We start from the raw sequence: 20,259 nt of genomic DNA, 5'->3' as shown, positions 1-20,259 counted from the left end.
AGATTGGCTATAAAACTGAACAAAAGCCTCACAATAATAACGACGAATGAGGTAGGGAACACCAATGAGTCTATGTGAAATTGTACGTTTAGAAGGATATATCCAGAGTAGCTATCTGGCCGTATATCCAGATAAAATAATGCTGTTAGATGGTTGCTGCCGTGCTGATGTACCGATGGTGCTTGACTATATTAAGACAACGTTAAAACGACCCGTCACCGACCTAAAAGTAGTGGTGGTCACACATATGCATCCAGACCATGCAGGCGGTGCGAATAAGTTTCGAGAAAAGACGGGCTGTCTGATTGTCTCAGCAGATAGAAAAAAGCAGTGGTATAGCGGTATTGGTGGGCGCACGATGCACTTTGTAGATATACATCTAGGATATTATGTGGCCAGACGTCAAGGACGCCCACTTAAAAACCTATATTACTCGGCAAGTCTAAAACTAGATATCACCGTCACAGATGGCGAGCTTGTGCCACATTTTGATGAATGGCAAGTATTAGAGACGCCAGGTCATACGGATCGTGACTTGTCTTTGTTTCATCTACCCAGTCGCGAAGTATACACCGCTGATTTAATCATTAAGTTGCGCCATAAATTTGTAGCGCCATTTCCTGTCTACTATCCTAAAGACTATGTTCAATCGTTAAAAAAAATCAGGGCATTACAACCGTCAATGGTGATGATGGCTCATGGACGAGAGCTTGCAATGAGCGAGGCAGAGTTTGATGAGTTTATTGCTCATGCGCCCAAGCACCCACGTACCATCAAAGATACGATCAGACATAAACTACTATGGCGCAAGAGAGATAACTTTAGACTGTTTAAACGCAAGCATAATAAATAGAGGTATATAAAAGCTAAGAAACTAATAGCTAAAAAACAACGTTTAAAAAGCCCAGACGAAAAAAAGCCCAGTTACTATCTTAGTAACTGGGCTTTCTAAATATGGTGGGCTGTCCGCGACTCGAACGCGGGACCAATTGATTAAAAGTCAACTGCTCTACCAACTGAGCTAACAGCCCTGAAGAGTATATAAAAAAGCGATGCTTTTCAACTCTGCAAGAGAAAATTCTAACTAAAGAACTTTCTAAAACTAAACATCTTAACGATGTCTTTTAAACTTATCTTTATTAGTCTACTACCGGATAGGGCAGAACGATTAATAAAGATTAAACTAAATATGGTGGGCTGTCCGCGACTCGAACGCGGGACCAATTGATTAAAAGTCAACTGCTCTACCAACTGAGCTAACAGCCCTAACGTTTAAAGTGTTTGTATCCCTAAACGTGAGAGCACATTATATATATTATTATGACAATTACAACCCCACATGATAAAAAAAGTGTAATTCTCTTATAAAATTACCAATTTATTCCAGTTTCTTTAAATTTTCATCATTATATTGATATTGACTGCTCTATTTTTGGCTAAAGCGAGTCAATAATCGGTTATTAGTCTCGAGAAAGTGCTTCAACAGGATCTAATTTGGCAGCATTACGCGCTGGCAAGAATCCAAATACTACGCCAATTAACGTCGAACAAACAAAAGCGGCAATAATAGAGGTTGATGAATAGATAACTTTGAAATTATCACCACCCACGCTATTGATCAGCTCGCCAATGGCAAATGCCAGTCCAATACCGATCAGTCCCCCTAAGATACAGACCAAAACGGCCTCAATGAGGAACTGCTGCATAATATCGCTCTGACGCGCGCCTACTGCCATACGTACGCCAATCTCATTAGTTCGTTCAGTGACAGAGACCAGCATGATATTCATCACCCCAATACCGCCGACGATCAATGAAATAACCGCGACTGATGAAATAAGTAGGGTCATCGTGCCTGTCGTCGATTCGATCGTTTGACGGATAGAGTCTGAATTGCGCAGCTCAAAGTCATCTTTACCATGGCGACTCTCTATTAAATCAGAGATGGCCGTTTCTGCGGCGCTAGAAGAGATACTATCGTCTAATAACGCTACAAAGCGGTCAATATTGGTACTACCCGTGACACGCGACATCACCGTTGTATAAGGCATATAGATAGTAGGCGTCGTCACACTGGGGCCAAAGCCACCATCACTCTCTTCAAGGACGCCAATCACGCGCCCAGGCACACTACCAACCAATATTACCTCACCAACAGGATTATCAATATCTGAAAAAAAGGTCTGCTTAGCATTGTCATCGATGATGATATCTTGACTACGTAATGTGACGCTTTTTGCATCAAACCCTTGGCCCAATGCCAATGTCTCACCAGTGACGGTTAGATAGTCTTCACCAACGCCGTTGACGGTAGCGTCCTCTTGTATACTACGATAGCGCACGCTAGAGTTGGCATTCACTTGAGGGCTAACACTGATAATATAGGGCTGATTGCCGACCGCTTCGGCGTCTTCTGGCGTCAAGTTGTCATCATTATAGCGGCGTCTAGGGTCGCCTCTAGGGTAGCCATCATTGACGGTGATGGTATTAGTACCTAACGAGCTGATATTAGCGAGGATTTGCTGCTGAGAGCCTTGTCCAAGACCTACGATAGATACGACTGCGGCAATACCGATGATAATGCCGAGCATGGTCAGTAGGGTACGCATCTTATGCGCACGCATGGCAAGCAAAGACATTTTAAACGCTTCAAGCAGTCGATCGATAAAGCTACCAAAGGCACTTTTACGGTGTTCACCAAGGATAGATTCTGGTTTTTTGTCTGTTTGCTTATAATGTTCAGTTTGATAGTCAGCGATGACATAGCCGTCTTTTAGCTCAATCACACGCTCCGCTTGTGCCGCCAGCTTTGGATCATGTGTGACCATGATAATGGTATGACCTTGTGCACTGAGATCATGCAAAATCGCCATGACGTCTTCGCCAGACTTACTGTCTAGGGCACCCGTTGGCTCATCTGCCAAGATCACGTCACCACCATTCATCAGTGCACGAGCAACAGAAACACGCTGCTGCTGTCCACCTGAGAGCTGATTGGGACGGTTATTGACCTTATTGCCAAGGCCAAGGTCAGTTAGTAGCTTCTCAGCACGATTGGTGCGTGCATCGGTATCCATACCCGCATACACGGCAGGGACGGCGACGTTATCTTTGGCACTGATATCACCAAGCAAATGATAACGCTGAAAAATAAAACCAAAATGCTCACGGCGCAGTTCGGCCAGCTGATCGGCGTCAAGTTTACGGGCAGATTGGCCATAAATCTTATAATCGCCAGCAGTGGCTTGATCTAAACAACCTAAGATATTCATCAAGGTAGACTTACCAGAGCCTGACTGTCCAATGATAGCAACCATCTCACCTTGATTGATAGTTAGATTGATGTCATGCAAGACGCGAATAGTTTGCTCACCAGCAGGGAACTCTCTGATAATGCCAGACAACTCCATAATAGGCTTGCCTGGTGCAGGGTGATTAACGGTATTGGTTTTTGCCCGATTATTTAAGTTATTTAAATTATCAGAGCTGTCTAAGTTATTTAAGTTATCCAAATTGTCTAAGTTATTTGAGTTGTTTGAAGGGTTAGCAGAAGTGTGTGACCCTAAGTTTTGAGCCGTGCTACTTTCAGAGCTATCTTCAGTCGAGGGTTTAGGAGATTGAGATATAGTCATAGCAGTGTCTTTAATAAAGGCTAATAAGCGTTATAGCGTTGTTATGAAAGGGCTGCTATGTTTAACAAGCCCTTTTTTATTCAACATAGTCAAAGAGCAAGTTACATTCGAGGTCCACCAGGGATACGGCCGCTACCTGATTTCTTACCACTTTCTTCACTGATGATTACTTCTTCCCCTTCTTTCAAACCACTTAAGATTTGCGCATTTACTCGGTTATCGATACCGACTTCTACAGTACGCTCTTCTACGGTTCCATCCTCTTTTAATACACGTACAAACTTGCCAGTGGCTGCTTTGCCTTTTTCTTTACCTTTAGAGCGTTTTTCTTGTATCACTGTTGACGGTACTAATAAGGCGTTTTTGGCTTCATTGACGATGATATAAATCTGCGCAGTCATATCAATTCGGAACAAGCGGTCAGGGTTCGGCACTTCTACGTAGCCGACATAATAGATAGCAGCGTCTGTCGAGCTGGTACTACTGATTTGCTCTGGGGCAGGCTCGATAGCAGTCAACGTCGCATCATATTGCTGGTCTGGATTACCGATGATGTTGAAATAAGCAGGCATACCAGCATTAACATTGATAACGTCAGCTTCGGAGATTTGCGCATTGATACGTACGGTCGATAAATCCGCTAGCGTCACCAATGTTGGTGCCGTTTGATTAGCGTTAACCGTAGTACCTTGCTCAGTCGTAATAGAAACGACGGTACCTGATATCGGGGCGCGAATCGTTGTATAGCTCAAATCTTCTTCAGCAGTACTGACGTTGGTTCGTGATTTGCGTAATGCTGCTTGCTGACTGTTGATATTGGCTTCAGTGGTCGCAATCGCCGCTTTTGCTGTATCGATAGCCGCACGCGCATTGGCAACGGCTGCTTTTGCGGTCTCAACACTGGTCGCTTGCGTGTCGTATTCTTGCTGCGAGATAGCGTCGATCGCGACTAAGTCTTGCAAACGCGCAAAATCAGACTGTGCTTGTTTGAGCTCAGACTGACGGCTGGCAAGATCGGCATAGGCACTTTTTAGACTGGCTTGTTTGCTCAACGATTCTGCTTGAGCACTTTGTAGCGCAGCTTCGCTTTGTTCAAGACTAGCTTGTTCATTGCTCAGGCTGTTCTTCTGAGTCACTTGATCAATCTGCGCAATCAAATCGCCTTGTTTCACCTCGTCACCGACTTCAACGTACAGGCGTTTTACTTCACCAGATACCTGTGCCCCTACATCGACGGTATTTAACGCCTTTACTTTACCGGACGCCATGACATTGTTTTCAATATCACCGACTTCAACGGTTGCGGTTAAATAGTTAGGTGTGGTTTCTTCTGGTTTTAAAAAAGTATAGGCCAAAGCCCCTAATGCTACGATAATTAAGGCAATGACACCCCATTTTATAGCAGACTTTTTGCTTATTTTGCGCATGACAACAATCCAATCACAATTAAATCAAGTGTAGATATAGTAGAGACTTCACCTACAAAAGGGAATGGAAATTAGTTTACGAAAGGTTAAGGTAGTCAAGAACAGAGACAGGTACAGAAAAGAAATGCTTACTAAAAATCAATAAAACGGAGATTATAGGAGAACAAGATAAGGTAGTAGAATCTGAATTTATAGCGTTTAAATGTTAAACCAGTAAGAGAAGAGATGGATAACTTGTTAATAGTAGAAACAATAAAAGGTGGTGACAAGTGGATCAGTCTTAGCGCATAGCAAATAAACGCTTACCTGCAAGCTCTAGTGCTGCTTGCAATAATAGCTCCCATGCTGGTTGACGAATTAATCCTTTAATAGCTTGGTCACATCGGTAAAGCAGAGCAGGCCATTCGCTCGTTTGTTGTTTTGACTGACGACGACAGGCTTGTTGGTACAACCCTTGCTTACTACGCCAAATGCCTAATGCTTGAGGGTCTTGACCGTCCATAAGTTGAATGATTTGACGCATGTCTTTGCTAATAGCCCAGAGTACTAAAGTAGTAGGCTCATCGGTCGATTTTAGCTGAAACATGATTTTGGCAACCTGCGTACTATTGCCCGCAAGCATCGCATCAGACAAATCAAACACACTAAACTGCGCGTCGCTGACCAACGCTGCTTGTAGGTCTGCAATATCCAATGCCACATTATTTGTAGGTTGTGAAAAGCTATTAGATTGTTCGGTACTGTTGTCAGTAGCACTATTTTCACTAGTACTGTTATTAGCAACTAGCTGCGGTGCAAACAAATAGGACAGTCGCCATAGGGTTTGATAAGCACTTAGCAAATGATGCTCAGTGTGTGACATGAGTAGCTGCCACGCCTCTTGAGACAATCGTAAGCCAAACTTCTGAGCTTGTATTTGTAGTAGCTGTTGGCGCTGCTGCTCATTGTATAAATTGAAATCAATGACATTGCCGTATTGTGAAAAAAGAGCAAACCATTTGCTGCTCTGGCTGCGTTTGTCTTGCTTAGGTGTGAGCCACAACACACTATGACCGTGTGTGCCAGCTTGTGCCTCGACCGCAAAACGTTCCAGCTCGGCGATAACTGCTTTGTCAGGCTTATGGTTACCCGTCACGATTAAGGCACTGGCGTCATCAAATAAAGACTGGCTGCCAAGCTCTGACAGCACTTCTTGCCAGCTCTTAACAGAAATCAGCTCTATACGTTTGATTGCATAGTTCTGTGCGCGCCAGTGTGGACGCAGTGCATCTATTAACCATTGACTGAGTAATGGTTCGTCACCGTGCGCTAGCCACAAGCCCGCTACCGCAACGGAAGGCTGCAGTAGTTTTGGGTATGCTTTTATGAAAGTATCTTGCATAGCGTGGTGTTACACAGGTTGATGAGCAGGTAATACCAATTCCAAAAATATGATTAGCAGTGTCAAGCTAGCTTAGTCTACTCAATGTAGTACTTACGCTCGCTTAGTTTGCTACTTATATTTCTAGAAATGGTATCGTTTGATAATCAGAACGACTAACTATTCCGGTTGTGGTACGACGACAACGGTTGGTGTCACACCTTTATTCATCTGTATAGACTGTTTGGCAGCAGGTGCGACTTTTGGAAGCGAGATAGCAACGTACTGGTCAGTGATACGGCGAGCTAAAGTATCATAGAGCCAATCGCGAGTCTGATCGCCTTGCTGATCGTCAGTACTAACAGATGCTTCGTTGTACTGATAGCTTCGCTCGACTTGAATGGGGTTGCTCAGTGTTACAGGCTTACCATTTTCCATCGTTTGATAGCTGACATCTGCTGATAGTACCAAGCGAATCTCTGTTAATACGCCAACCAATTCGTAACGCTTAAAACGTACGTTACGGATATCGATAGCGGCAATAGACTCAGCCCCTGCTTGTTGGTTATTGCGGGCAACTTCTTCCGAGCTCATATTATCAATAACATCGACACCTAACGTCTTTAGGCGACGCGTCAATGGTAGTTTCAGCGGGAATGAGGTGCGATTGTCTTCGATAATAACTGCTGTTTTTTCGACGTCAAGCAGCATCGCTGAGTCGTAACCACGCAGCTGGAAGCCACAGCCGCTAAGAGCCGTCGCTGCACCTACCACACCGAACATTGGCAGCGTAGCAAGTAAGACTGCTCCGAGCTTTTGGCCATGGGACTTTTTATTAGCTAGGCTGTATGCGCTTGATTCTGGTTGCGCCTGCTCAGCTCGATGCTTGTATGACATAAACGCTATCCTCATATGATAAGAAGACTTAGAGCACTAAGCCTAAAATACTCAGCTCAAGAGACCTCAGCCTACAACCACGATGTTAACCAGTTTGTTAGGAACAACGATTTCTTTTTTGATCTCGCCCGTGATGAATTTTGCCACGCTTTCCATGGTACGAGCTTGCTCTTTTAGCTGCTCAGGATCGCTATTTGGTGCGACATCCATCTTACCACGCATCTTACCATTGACCTGTACCACCATCGTGATCATGTCCTGTACCAGCGCACTTTCATCCACCGTTGGGTAGTCTAAGGTTAAGGTGTCAAGACCCAACTGCTCAAGCAGATGCTCACCAACGTGCGGCGCATATACAGATAACATAATCAGTAGGTTGGTCAATGCTTCGTGTTTGACGTGCAGCTCTTGTTCATTACTCGCGTTAAAACCAGTCAACTCATTAGCAAGCTCCATCAGGCTTGATACTGGCGTGTTCAATGCCAGACGATCACCCAAATCACTATCAATCTTAGCAATCGTTTCGTGCGTTTTACGGCGTAAGTTTTTGGCTTCTTTGCTTAGACCGTCTGTGTTCAAGGTAGCACTATTAAACGTATCAATACTGATATTGGCGGCCGTTAGCGCTTGCATATGATCGGTTGCAATACGCCATACTTTTTTCACAAAATTATAAGGGCCTTTAAGCGCGTCGTCTGACCATTCAAGCGTTTGATCAGCAGGCGCAGTAAACAGCGTATATAAACGAACCGTATCAGCACCATATTTATCAATGGTTAGTTGGGGGTCTACGCCATTGTTCTTTGATTTAGACATTTTTTCGATTTTGCCAATCGTCACTGGCTGGCCGTCAGATTTTAAGATAGCTTTGATTGGTTGACCGCGTTCGTTGAAGTCAATATCGATATCTTCTGCAAAGTAGTAGGTCGTACTGCCATCCGCATTGACGCGGTAGAACGTACCAGCAAGCACCATGCCTTGGGTCATTAGATTGGCAAATGGCTCGTCGCCTGTGACTAAGTTTTCGTCGCGCATCAGCTTGTGGAAGAAGCGTGCATACAATAGATGCATTACCGCATGCTCGACACCGCCAACGTATTGATCGACTGGCAACCATTTGTTAGCAGCAGACTTGTTGACCATGTTTTGTGCGTCATTTGGGCTAGCAAAACGTGCATAGTACCAGCTTGACTCTACGAATGTGTCAAAGGTATCGGTCTCACGCTCAGCAGGGTTGCCACATTTAGGACAAGTAGTATTAACAAATTCTGGTATATTTTTAAGTGGATTACCTCGACCATCAGGTACGACATCAGTCGGCAATACAACTGGTAGGTCTTGCTCTTCAACAGGCACCGTACCACAATGCTCACAATTGATCATTGGGATAGGGCAGCCCCAATAGCGCTGGCGAGAAACCCCCCAATCACGTAGGCGATATTGAATTTTTTTCTTAGCCAGCTCTTTTGGCTCAAGCTTGGCAAGCATTGCTTCGAATGCTTGCTCAAAGTCTAGACCGTCAAACTCACCTGAATTAACTAAGGTATTGCGCTCGGTATAAGCAAGATTGACCTCACTATCGTTCGCTTTAGCATCTGCTTTTAGCTCATCAAAGTAACCTTCAGGCACATTGATGACTTGCTTGATTGGTAGGTCGTACTTAACCGCAAATTCATAATCACGCTCATCATGAGCAGGTACTGCCATGACTGCGCCTGAGCCGTAGCTCATCAATACGTAGTTGGCAACCCAAACTGGGACTTCTTCACCAGTCAAAGGATGCGTCACAGTGAGACCTGTATCCATACCGATTTTTTCAGCTTTGGCCAGATCAGCTTCAGCGACTGAGCCTTTCTTGCAAAGGGCACAGAATTGAGCGATTGCGTCATCTTGCTCAGAGGCATACTGTGCAAGTGGATGCTCTGCGGCAACAGCAACATAAGTCACACCCATCAAGGTATCAGGACGAGTAGTGAACACATCTAAGGTGTTTTCTTCACCAGCAAGCTCATAAGGGAAGTGGACTTCCATACCAGCACTACGACCAATCCAGTTACGCTGCATGGTTAGTACTTCAGATGGCCAATGACCTTCTAGCTGATCCAAATCATCCAATAGCTCATCAGCATAGTCAGTGATGTTGAAGTAGTACATTGGGATGTCGCGTTTTTCGACCGCAGCACCACTACGCCAGCCTTTACCATCGATGACTTGCTCGTTTGCTAAGACGGTATTGTCAACAGGGTCCCAATTGACCGTCGACAACTTTTTGTAGACCAAGCCTTTTTTGTACAATTGCAAGAATAACCACTGCTCCCACTGATAATACTCAGGGCTACAAGTTGCAAATTCACGTGACCAATCAATAGACAGGCCTAGCAATTTAAGCTGCGCACGCATACTGTCAATATTGGCAAATGTCCATGCAGCGGGTGGCGTCTGGTTAGCAATTGCTGCGTTTTCTGCTGGCAAGCCAAAACCATCCCAGCCCATTGGCTGCATGACCTCAAAACCTTTTAGGCGATAATAACGGCTTAATACGTCAGAAATCGTATAGTTACGTACGTGGCCCATATGCAGCTTACCACTTGGATAAGGGAACATCGATAGCATGTAACGACTTGGCTTGTCGCTTGGCTCATTGCTTACTTCAAAGCGCTTGTCAGTGGCCCATTTGGTCTGCTGCGCGGCTTCTATCGCTTGTGGGTTATAATAATTGTTTTCTGTTTGGTCTGCTGTCACGGCGTTGCTCATAGTCGGCTCGAAATTGGTTGATACTGATTTGTTTAATACGGATCAAAATAGGTGGAATTTGACAATGCCATAGCATAGCGTAATTTGGCGAAAATTGCGACGATATGATGCAGTTGCTTACTAGGTTTGACGATTAAAAGTAATGCATTCTCTATATCCCGTCAGCCTTAGGTATAATAGACAAGTTAATGAATATTTATGAGGATTTATCATGACCAACACCATTTACGGTATCAAATCTTGTAGCACGATGAAAAAAGCATTCACTAAGCTAAACGATCTAGATGTCAGCTATGATTTTCACGATTATAAAAAACAAGGTATTGAGAAAGATACAGTACAGCGCTGGGTAAATGAGCTAGGTATCGAAAAAGTGCTCAATAAGCGTGGTACGACATGGCGCAAGCTAGACGACAGTCAAAAGCAAGCAGCTGATGCTAGTGTAGACACCGCAATAGATTTACTCGTGGCAAATACCAGCATGATCAAACGTCCGATTGTAGAAGGTCAGTTGGCAGATAGAGATCAAGCAGTATTACTATGCGGCTTCGATGAAACGGAGTTTGATAAAGTTTTTTCGTAAATTTGAGCTATAAAAATTAAGCCAGTCTCATTATTAAAGATAAAACTGCACAAAAAAGCCCGAGCGCTTATATCAACTCGGGCTTTTTTACACTTAGCTTTTTTAATCTAGTATTGCTATATTTTTCTAGCTCAACGATGAGTCTATCTCACGACTAATGAGCGTACCAACCCCTTCGTTGGTAAAAATCTCAAGTAAGGTCGCATGAGGGACACGGCCATCAACGATTACCGCGCTTTTGACGCCGCTACGTACCGCATCAAGCGCACATTGGATTTTGGGAATCATGCCGCCTGAGATAGTGCCATCTTCGATTAAGCTATCGACTTTCTTTGGCGTGAGTCCAGTCACCACTTCGCCGTCACGTCCCAATACGCCTTTGATATTGGTTAATAACATCAGTTTCTCTGCTTGTAAAAACTCTGCCACTTTACCCGCGACTAGGTCAGCATTAATATTATAGGTATTGCCTTCAGCGTCAACGCCAAGTGGCGCGATTACAGGGATAAAGTCTGAGGCAATTAACATGTTAATCACGTCTTTATTGACGCTTACCACATCACCGACGAATCCTAAATCAACTGGTACAGCGATACCATCTGCGCCAATTTTTTCCATCATCAGTTTTTTTGCTTGAATCAAGTTGGCATCTTTACCTGTAAGACCAATCGCGCGACCGCCATGTTTGTTAATCAAGCTAACAATCGATTTGTTGACGCTACCGCCCAAGACCATCTCTACGATATCCATGGTGCTTTTGTCAGTGACGCGCATGCCATCGATACGGTCTGATTGACGGCCAAGCTCTTTTAGGAGGTTGTCAACTTGCGGGCCACCACCATGTACGACTACTGGATGCATACCGACGGTTTTTAGCAAAACGATATCACGAGCAAATGAGCTCTCAAGCTCAGGGTCGGTCATGGCGTTACCGCCGTATTTTACGACGATGAGTTTATCAACAAAACGCTGGATATAGGGCAGAGCAGTGGTCAATACTTCAGCGGTGTTTTTGGCATCATCTAAATTAAGCGTCATTACAAACTCCTAAGGGCCGGGTTTAAATTGGTTGTTTTTCTACTATGTCTAGTGAGACAGTGATATATGTTATGTGGCTACTCCGCAGGAATAGCAAGAATCTGTTCAGCTAACGCTGCGTTAAATGGTCGGCATAAAGTGGCAAATGTCGCCTGAATATCTTTTAGGTCATCTATACTGTCACCCGCAAAGCGCGCGGTCAGGCTATTGCTGGTATTTGATTGGCGCAGTACGCCAAAGCCATGCGCAAAGTCTAAACGCACACCATCGATACAGCTCAGCTTGGTTCCTACAGGTAATAATTCATGCGTCTGTTTTAATGCTATTTGCGCCTTTGCAGTAGCGCAAGTACACATTGATGACTTGCATGTTGTGACAGGCAAGCAAGAGTTCTTTCGCAGCTGAATAGATGAAGAAATACTATGAGTAGACATATCTACTAGATGCTGCAAATAATGACAAAATCTCGTTAATTGCTCCACAAGTGAGCAGTCGGTAGTAGCTGTTTGCGGCATTGGCAAGTAATGGTCAGCAGTACTAACTATAGTGGGCAAGCTTTGGATGATATCTGATAGTTGTTTTTTATCATTAGCATCATTCTGAGTTTGGTCAAGCCAATGCAGCAACCGTAATGCGGCATACATCGCATCATCATAAGGGATAAAGCGGTTGTCATTAAAGATGAAATGCCCTGATAATTCACCAGCAAAGACAATCTGATTGTCAGGATGTTGTACCTGCTGGCGCATAAAGCTGCTGCCAGTTTTGCTAATTACAGGTGTAGTACCAAGCTCAGATAACAGTCTTGGCAAATGATGGGCGCACTTAATGTCGAAAAGAACTTCAGATGCTAATAAAGAGTCGCTAAGAGAGTTAGGATGTTCAGTAATAGCAATACGTGCCAATAGATAGAGTAAATGATCGGGCGTAACTATCTTGCCGTTGTTATCAACGATCATCAAACGATCGCCATCTCCATCAAACGCCAAGCCGATATCTGCTGCATGCAGCACAACGGCTCGTTGCAATTCGTTTAAGCGGTTTGGTTCGGTGGGATCTGGATTACCAAGGGGGAAATTACCATCAGGTGTATCATTGAGAAAAATGACCTGTTGGCAAAAACGTTCAAACAAGCGCTGAGCAATGCTCCCAGTGGCGCCATGCATACAGTCAATAACTATGACCAAATCAAGTTTATAAGCGTTTTTCTGATTGGCTTCAGTTGTAGGTTGATTACGCTGAAATAATTGTTCGAATACCTGCGAAATAGCATCGATATAAACGTTTGCTATTTGATCAGAAGGTAGTTGCTCAAGCAAATCAATCGGTAATTCTGAATCGTGGCTACTATCAATGCTTGCATTGTTTTCTGAACACAAGGCAGAATTGTTAGCTTGATTATCGGGATAAGCGTGACAACTATGATGAGCGCTTAGCTGATGATAGAGCGTCTGTATCTCTGAGCTGCTAGGAGACTTGTTATTCACTAACCATTTGATGCCTAGTATGTCTTTGGCAGAATGGCTAGCAGTTACGACAATGCCATGACCTTGATACTGCGCTGCCCAAAATGCCATCATCGGCGTAGTAACCAGACCTAATTGAATTACACGTAAACCCTGCTGAGCTAGTACAGTAGAGAGCGTACGTGCAATAGCCTCACTACCAATACGTATATCATAACCAATAACGACAACATTCTGCTTAGTCTCAACAGAGGTACTAGCATTAGAGGCGTTAGCACTGATATTTCGAGACGGTTGGCTGTCTTGCGCATTATAGAGAGTAGCAAAAGCATGGCCTAACGCTTGTATAAAACTGCTAGTGAAATACTGGTTGGTACCACGAATATCATAAGCACGGAATAAGGATTGCTGCGCCGCAAAAGGTGGCATTGCTTATTCTCCTTATAACCGTGATAGATGTTCAATGATAAATAAAAATAAATAGCGCAAGGTTTTATATATGGCTTGAGCAAAACCTTAAACGCTATCTAAAAAATTGACCAACAAAATAGCTACTACTGACGACCTGAATGTCCAAACCCGCCCGCACCGCGTACGCTTTCATCACTGAATTCTGCAACCACTTCAAACTCAGGACGCGCAACAGGTACCACGATGTACTGTGCCATACGCTCAGCTGGGTTAAGAACAAAGTCGTCGCTACTGCGGTTCCAAATACTAACCATCAGCTCACCCTGATAGTCGGCATCAATTAGCCCAACCAAGTTACCCAAGACGATACCGTGCTTATGACCAAGACCTGAACGCGGTAAAATCATACCTGCATAATTAGGATCTTGAATATAAACCGCAAGGCCTGTGCCAATTAAATGGGTTTCACCTGCTTTAATCGTTAATGGCTCATCAATGCAAGCACGCAAATCAATACCTGCACTGCCATCGGTGGCACGAGTTGGTAGAGAAAACGCTTTATCTTCAGTAATTTTAGGGTTGATAACTTTAACTTGTACAGCTTGCATAACACACTCACTTAACGATTTGATGGTTTTTAAATTATGATTTAAAATTAGGGTCTTGAACTATGGTCTAAATAAATCTTATTCGACATTTTTATATAAATAACAATTCTATATTTTAATTGTTCAGCAATTTAGCAATTTAGCAATTCAGTAATTAGCAATCAACTAGAGTATCAATACGCTGGCCAATCCTAAAAAGGACATAAAGCCGACAATATCCGTGACGGTTGTTAAGATAACCGAAGCAGATAGCGCAGGGTCGATATTCATTCTTTTTAGCATCAGCGGTATGCTGATACCAGAGACGTTAGCCGCAGTCATGTTGATCGCAATGGCAAAACCGATGACGGCACTGATCTTAATATCATGAAACCATAACTGAGCAATAAACGCCATAATTATCGCCCAGATGATACCGTTTATCGCACCTACCCACAGCTCTTTATTCAACAGCCAGACACGGTTAGAACCACCGATCTGACCCATCGCCATCCCGCGGATAACAACCGTCAGCGTCTGCGAGCCAGCAATACCGCCCATACTGGCGACTACTGGCATCAATATCGCTAGCGCCACGACTTGTGCTAGTACTTCTTCAAACTGTCCAATCACTGCTGCGGCCAATAGGGCAGTACATAAATTGATACCTAGCCAGACGCTACGGCTTTTGGCGCTGGTTAGGATAGGGGCAAACAGCTCTTCATCTTGGCTAACACCAGCGAGGTTTTTCATGGTGCTGTCGACATCATCTTGGATAATCTCCATGATGTCTTCACCGTTTAGTTGACCGACCAGCTCGCCATGGCTATTGATGACGGGCGCAAAACGAATGTCTTCTGAACGAAAAATTGCAGCTGCATCTTGAATATCCAAGCGATCATTAATTGTAATGGCTGTATCAATTAGCTCCGAGACTAAGGTGTTTTGTCTATGCTTAATTAAGTCTACTAGACTGAGTAGTCCCAGTAATTGCTGGCTTTGATCGACAACGAGCAGCTCTTGGCTTTCGTCATCGAGCAGGTCGTCGTTTTCACGCAGCCACTCTTGCACATCCGCCAAATAGATATCATCCCTTATCTGGATAATATCGGGATCCATATAGCTACCCACTTCCCAGTCGGCATAAGTATCAAGCTTATTGACTTGGACCCGAGTTTCTTCGTCTAGCGTTGCCATGACTGAGGTACGTACGCTCTCAGTGACAGTGTCCAAAATCTCAGAGATATCTTGCGCATCGAGGTCTTGGGTAAACAAGGAGATTTCTTGAGAAGAAATGTTCTCCATCAATGGCTGGCGCGTATCGACATCTAGCTCGGCAAGCACTTCACCTTTGATGTGCTCTGGCACCTGCGCCCAAATCAACAGACGATTTTGAGTTGGAAAGGATTCTAGTAGGTTGGCAATCTCATATTCGGACTGCTTTTCCAAAAACTCTGTAATGGCCTCGTATGCTTTATCAGCAACCAACCCCTGCAGATACAGAAGCTTATATTCGGCACTATATTCAGCCGAATTATAGTCTCCTGACAGCATGGCAGTTCGTTCCTGATTTGGCATCGGGGTAGGCATAAGTGTTCCAAATTTTTACAGTCGAGTTTTTACAGTATATGAAGAACAATAACGATTATAACAATCGTTTTTTGCACAGTCTAAAGCGTGTTCTTGCAAGCGTTTTACTTAGGTGTTTATTGCTTAGGTGCTTAAATGTCTTGAGTAAGGTTAACGCTTACCCAGTAATGCTCGAATATTGGCCAGATATTCATCAGCGACGGCTTCTGGATCTTTGGTCGCTTTTTTCTTTTTCGCTTTGGCAGGCCAGTCAATATGATCCTCAGGTAGCTCATCCAAAAATCTTGATTCTGAGGTAACGCGCATCTGACCACCGGCACGGCGCTGGGTCGCGAGCGTCAATGTCAGCTCACGACGCGCACGGGTAATGCCCACGTACATCAGACGGCGCTCTTCTTCGACCGTCTCACTCATAATAGAATTGCGATGCGGCAACATCTCTTCCTCAAGCCCCATGATATAAACAAAATCAAACTCCAAGCCCTTTGCCGCATGTAAGGTCATCAAATTGACTTTGTTGGTATTCTCTTCTTCTTGCTGTTGCTCAAGCATATCAAGCAAAACCAGCTTACGAATGATGGTATCAATCGTCCGATCTTCGTCTTCTTCAGCACGATTAATCAACGACTGAATACTGGTGTAGAGCATATCGATATTATCGATACGGTTTTTTTCTTGTTGCGGCGTTTTGGCATCGCTACGGACAAAGTCAATATACCCTGTCTCATCAATCATCTGTCGTACGATCGGCACAGGGTCTGGGTGTTGATCCAGCTCACGCGTATAGTGCTCGATGAATTCACCAAACTCTTTTATCGTACCATAAGCCTTTGACGGCAATACATGAGTCAGGCCAGCATGGGTACAAGAAGCCAATAGCGATATGCTGTGCTCTTGCGCAAATAAGCCGAGTTTTTCTAGCGTGGCGGGTCCCATACCGCGCTTGGGTGTATTGATAATACGCAAAAACGCGCTGTCATCTTCGGGATTCAGAATCAGACGCAGATACCCCATGATGTCTTTGATTTCACTACGTGCAAAGAATGACTGACCGCCTGATAATTTATAAGGCACTTGCAGTTGACGTAATTGTGCCTCTAGCATACGTGCTTGAAAGTTACTGCGGTACAGTACGGCATACTGTTCCCACTCATTACCGAAACGCAGTTTATGCGTGACGATTTCTTTGGCCACACGCTCCGATTCATCATCGTCATTACGACAATTGATGATGCGGATTTTTTCGCCTTGACCTTTATCTGACCACAGTTTTTTCTCGAATAAATGCTCGTTATTTAGAATAACGGCGTTGGCAGAGGTCAAGATACGCGTGGTTGAGCGATAATTTTGCTCAAGCATAACGATTTTCAGTTTTGGAAAATCTTCTTTGAGCAGCGCCATGTTTTCAGGCTTTGCCCCGCGCCATGCATAGATAGATTGGTCATCATCACCCACCACGGTGAAGCGACCTTGCGGACCGACCAAATACTTAATCATCTCATACTGGGCAGTGTTGGTATCTTGATACTCATCGACCAATAAATAGCGAATACGGTTTTGCCATTTGTCACGCAGCTCTCTGTTTTCACGTAATATTTTGGTTGGCAATACAATCAAGTCATCAAAATCGACGGCATTGTAAGCCCGCAAGTTACGCTCATAAAGCGCATATAACGTCGCAAAAATCATGTCTTCTGGATCGTCTAGCGTTTCCATCGCCTTATCAGGCTCGACCAAGTCATTTTTCCAATCCGAAATCATTTTGATGGCTTTACCGACCAACTCGCGACTTTCAGCGCCGCTTAAGTTGTCGCGCATCATCAGCTCCATCAAGAGGCGCTTACTGTCATCGCTGTCCATGATGGAAAAATTGCCTTTTAGCGGGGTATGAATCAGCTCATAGCGCAAAAACTGTAGACCAAATTGGTGAAAGGTCGATACCGTTAACCCGCGCATTTTTTCGCTTGGTAGCAGTTTGCTTACCCGCGCTTTCATCTCACGTGCCGCTTTATTGGTAAAGGTCACGGCGGTGATACGCTCAGCTGGCATGTCACATTCTTGGATTAGATAAGCAATCTTACGCGTAATCACAGAGGTTTTGCCGGAGCCAGCACCTGCAAGTACAAGTAATGGACCAGATACGTAGAGCATGGCCTCGGATTGTTTGGGATTGAGTTGACTCATAACGTGACCTGTAAGACAAAAGCAAAAAAGAGGGTAGCGCTGATATGAAAAAGATAGATAAACGCAGCGCGCATCATCAAAATTCGTATCATTGCGATATTTTAATAATCTTTATTATAAGAATAATAGAATTTAAGGTTTGATGATGGCATATCATAAAAATCTGGTGGGTCATTATAAAGCAAAAATGCTCACTTTGGGGGAGGACTTGGGTGATGAAAGTGGGGTATTCGGACACTTGATTTTTGACAAATAGCGTGGCAGTGTTTGTTCGTAGCCAAAAGTACGGATTTGGGGTTAATATAAGGTAAGGTCTATATCATAATTCATAGTAAAAAAAACACATTTTTTTTACACAGAAAGTGACCGTTCAATACAGTTAAAAACTAGCTTTTAGGCACTGATATGCGTATAGTACGTAAATAATTTATGCCAGTTGTCACGTCATTGTTGACCACGTGTAATGAGCTATTAAATCAATTAAGTAAGCAGTCAGATATGATATTGATTTAATACGTTGATCTTACGTTGTTAGAAGATGCGTTGGGCGACCAGCCTTTATCCGCGCGTATACCGGAATCTCTACAGTTGGTCACGTCTGACATCGTCGTCAATAAGCTTGATAATTGGTTGTTACCAGCAAAATACCTAACATGTGACTCAATGACAGTTACTTAAACACAGTGACAGTTACTGAAGTGCAGTGACAATTACTTAAATGAAGTCACTTTGTGTTTTCGTCTACGTTATACCTGTCGTGAGGCGACCCTCGTAGGTCAGTACTTGCGCTGTGTATGACACTCGATTGGGTGAGGAGCACGTATTATCATGTCTGCTTTTAATTGGTCAGCAGTTGCTTTTATCTTAGCCGCCATTGGGCTAGTTGTCTTTATGCTGGTTGTACCGCGTTTGCTTGGTGGCCGCTCTCAAGGCTCACAAAAAGAAGAAGTATTTGAAGCGGGTGTTGTCGGATCTGGCAACGCCCGTATTCGTTTGTCTGCTAAATTTTATTTGGTCGCAATTTTCTTTGTGATTTTTGATTTAGAGGCGTTATATCTCTACGCTTATGCTGTGTCAGTACGAGAGGCGGGTTGGCTTGGCTTTGCCGCCGCTGGCACGTTTATCACTATTCTAATTATCGGTTTGATTTATGAGCTGAGCTTGGGTGCGATGAACTGGGCACCTGCTGACAAGCTACGTAAAAAAGCACGCTTATATGCGGCGCCTGCAGGCTTTAATTTGGCAGACATTACCAAGTTTGATGGTGCTCATGAGCTAATGGTCGATCCGACAGGTAAAGTGCCAGCGCAGTCATCCGGTCAAATCAATGTCTCAAACAATATTGAGACCAATCGTCGTCATCTACAAAACATCGATCACATTAATACCACGGGTAACGTTACTTCTGTGGATTTTGCGACGTCTGCTCAGCAGGACAAAACTGAACGTTAATAGCAGTTGATGCTCAGCTTATGGCGTTTGCAAAAACGAGCAGCAAAGCATGAAAGCGTCAGTTCTGCTTGTATTAATGATCGCTGATGATTAGCCACTTATTAATAATAAAATTATGGCGACAGCGCGCGCAAGATGATTGCCACGCCAAGCCTAATATAAAGGTTGTATGTTATGAAATACACATTAACAAAAGCCAACCCCGATGCAGATACCTATCCTGCACAGACCAGTCAAACGGTCAATGATCCTATCGAAGATGAAGTGAATAAAAACGTCTTTATGGGTCGTCTCGAAGACCTCGTTCATTCAACAGCAAACTGGGGGCGTAAGAACTCACTTTGGCCATTTAACTTTGGTACCTCTTGCTGTTATGTTGAATACGCTACTACCTTAACCGCCGTTCATGATTTGTCACGTTTTGGGGCAGAGGTTATTCGTGCCTCGCCTCGTCAGGCAGATGTCATGATCGTCGCTGGTACTTGCTTCGTTAAGATGGCCCCTGTCATCCAGCGCCTATATGAGCAAATGCTTGAGCCAAAATGGGTTATCTCTATGGGTGCCTGTGCCAACTCGGGCGGCATGTATGATATTTATTCTGTCGTACAAGGCGTCGATAAGATTATCCCTGTTGATGTGTATGTGCCAGGTTGTCCGCCGCGTCCAGAAGCGCTTATTCAGGGTTTGATGTTGTTACAAGAATCTATTACTAAAGAGCGTCGTCCGCTGGGTATCCATGTCAATGAGCAGGGTATCTATCAGCCGCAAATGACGCCTGAGCGTGACCGCAAGCAGGCAGATCGTATCGCTGTCAAAAACTTGCGCAGCCCAGATAGTATTTAAGTTTCAAACAGCATTCAGACTTATAGCAACAGTTT

14 protein-coding genes and 2 tRNA genes are annotated in these 20,259 nt (G+C 44.1%); 4 read left to right on the top strand and 12 right to left on the bottom strand.

Features of this window, described 5'->3' with window-relative positions; genetic code table 11:
• Positions 1-64 precede the first annotated feature (64 nt).
• Complete coding sequence (locus tag ACQKC9_RS05985; protein WP_427620912.1) at positions 65-853, top strand: MBL fold metallo-hydrolase; 789 nt, start codon at positions 65-67, stop codon at positions 851-853.
• A 102-nt stretch (positions 854-955) separates the two neighbouring features.
• Here the strand turns inward: ACQKC9_RS05985 and ACQKC9_RS05980 are convergent.
• The 7 genes from ACQKC9_RS05980 to leuS all read right to left on the bottom strand — a co-directional run bounded on the left by ACQKC9_RS05980 (position 956) and on the right by leuS (position 10,070).
• Positions 956-1,031: transfer RNA gene (locus ACQKC9_RS05980), tRNA-Lys, on the bottom strand.
• A gap of 159 nt (positions 1,032-1,190) precedes the next feature.
• A tRNA-Lys gene (locus ACQKC9_RS05975) sits at positions 1,191-1,266 on the bottom strand.
• Positions 1,267-1,460: 194 nt separating this feature from the next.
• Positions 1,461-3,410: a MacB family efflux pump subunit gene (locus tag ACQKC9_RS05970; RefSeq protein WP_427620950.1), complete on the bottom strand. Its 1,950-nt coding sequence runs from the start codon at positions 3,408-3,410 to the stop codon at positions 1,461-1,463.
• 323 nt (positions 3,411-3,733) lie between these two features.
• Positions 3,734-5,059: an efflux RND transporter periplasmic adaptor subunit gene (locus ACQKC9_RS05965; RefSeq protein WP_201547608.1), complete on the bottom strand. Its 1,326-nt coding sequence runs from the start codon at positions 5,057-5,059 to the stop codon at positions 3,734-3,736.
• 280 nt (positions 5,060-5,339) lie between these two features.
• Complete coding sequence (gene holA, locus ACQKC9_RS05960) at positions 5,340-6,440, bottom strand: DNA polymerase III subunit delta (protein ID WP_427620911.1); 1,101 nt, start codon at positions 6,438-6,440, stop codon at positions 5,340-5,342.
• A 159-nt stretch (positions 6,441-6,599) separates the two neighbouring features.
• Positions 6,600-7,316 carry a hypothetical protein gene (locus ACQKC9_RS05955; RefSeq protein ID WP_427620910.1) on the bottom strand — a complete coding sequence of 239 codons (717 nt, stop codon included), beginning with the start codon at positions 7,314-7,316 and terminating at the stop codon, positions 6,600-6,602.
• A 66-nt stretch (positions 7,317-7,382) separates the two neighbouring features.
• The gene (leuS, locus tag ACQKC9_RS05950; protein WP_427620909.1) at positions 7,383-10,070 is read right to left on the bottom strand and encodes a leucine--tRNA ligase; all 2,688 of its coding nucleotides are present in this window, start codon (positions 10,068-10,070) and stop codon (positions 7,383-7,385) included.
• A gap of 211 nt (positions 10,071-10,281) precedes the next feature.
• Between leuS and ACQKC9_RS05945 the strand changes: the two genes are divergently transcribed.
• The gene (locus tag ACQKC9_RS05945; RefSeq protein ID WP_427620908.1) at positions 10,282-10,653 is read left to right on the top strand and encodes a Spx/MgsR family RNA polymerase-binding regulatory protein; all 372 of its coding nucleotides are present in this window, start codon (positions 10,282-10,284) and stop codon (positions 10,651-10,653) included.
• Positions 10,654-10,779: 126 nt separating this feature from the next.
• On the opposite strand, the gene argB is transcribed toward ACQKC9_RS05945, so the two are convergent.
• From argB to ACQKC9_RS05920, 5 genes are all read right to left on the bottom strand, one after another.
• Positions 10,780-11,691 (bottom strand): acetylglutamate kinase, encoded by a 912-nt coding sequence (gene argB / locus ACQKC9_RS05940; RefSeq protein ID WP_057758912.1) that lies wholly within the window; start codon positions 11,689-11,691, stop codon positions 10,780-10,782.
• Positions 11,692-11,768: 77 nt separating this feature from the next.
• Complete coding sequence (locus ACQKC9_RS05935) at positions 11,769-13,586, bottom strand: phosphomannomutase (protein WP_427620907.1); 1,818 nt, start codon at positions 13,584-13,586, stop codon at positions 11,769-11,771.
• Positions 13,587-13,711: 125 nt separating this feature from the next.
• Positions 13,712-14,176 (bottom strand): dUTP diphosphatase, encoded by a 465-nt coding sequence (gene dut, locus ACQKC9_RS05930; RefSeq protein ID WP_427620906.1) that lies wholly within the window; start codon positions 14,174-14,176, stop codon positions 13,712-13,714.
• A 165-nt stretch (positions 14,177-14,341) separates the two neighbouring features.
• A complete protein-coding gene (gene mgtE / locus ACQKC9_RS05925) occupies positions 14,342-15,745 on the bottom strand; it encodes a magnesium transporter (RefSeq protein WP_427620904.1) in 1,404 nt (467 codons plus the stop codon).
• A gap of 150 nt (positions 15,746-15,895) precedes the next feature.
• A complete protein-coding gene (locus tag ACQKC9_RS05920) occupies positions 15,896-17,929 on the bottom strand; it encodes a UvrD-helicase domain-containing protein (RefSeq protein ID WP_201547616.1) in 2,034 nt (677 codons plus the stop codon).
• Between the two features lie 828 nt (positions 17,930-18,757).
• Between ACQKC9_RS05920 and ndhC the strand changes: the two genes are divergently transcribed.
• Both ndhC and ACQKC9_RS05910 read left to right on the top strand, forming a co-directional pair.
• Positions 18,758-19,381 (top strand): NADH-quinone oxidoreductase subunit A, encoded by a 624-nt coding sequence (ndhC, locus tag ACQKC9_RS05915; protein WP_427620902.1) that lies wholly within the window; start codon positions 18,758-18,760, stop codon positions 19,379-19,381.
• A 174-nt stretch (positions 19,382-19,555) separates the two neighbouring features.
• On the top strand, positions 19,556-20,224 hold the full coding sequence (locus ACQKC9_RS05910) for a NuoB/complex I 20 kDa subunit family protein (protein ID WP_101206265.1): 669 nt from the start codon (positions 19,556-19,558) through the stop codon (positions 20,222-20,224).
• Positions 20,225-20,259: the final 35 nt, after the last annotated feature.

Source organism: Psychrobacter sp. NPDC078409 (assembly GCF_050268505.1).
Classification (GTDB): Bacteria; Pseudomonadota; Gammaproteobacteria; order Pseudomonadales; family Moraxellaceae; genus Psychrobacter.
The sequence above is the reverse complement of the archived record's forward strand: the minus strand, read 5'-3'. Positions and strand labels throughout refer to the sequence as shown.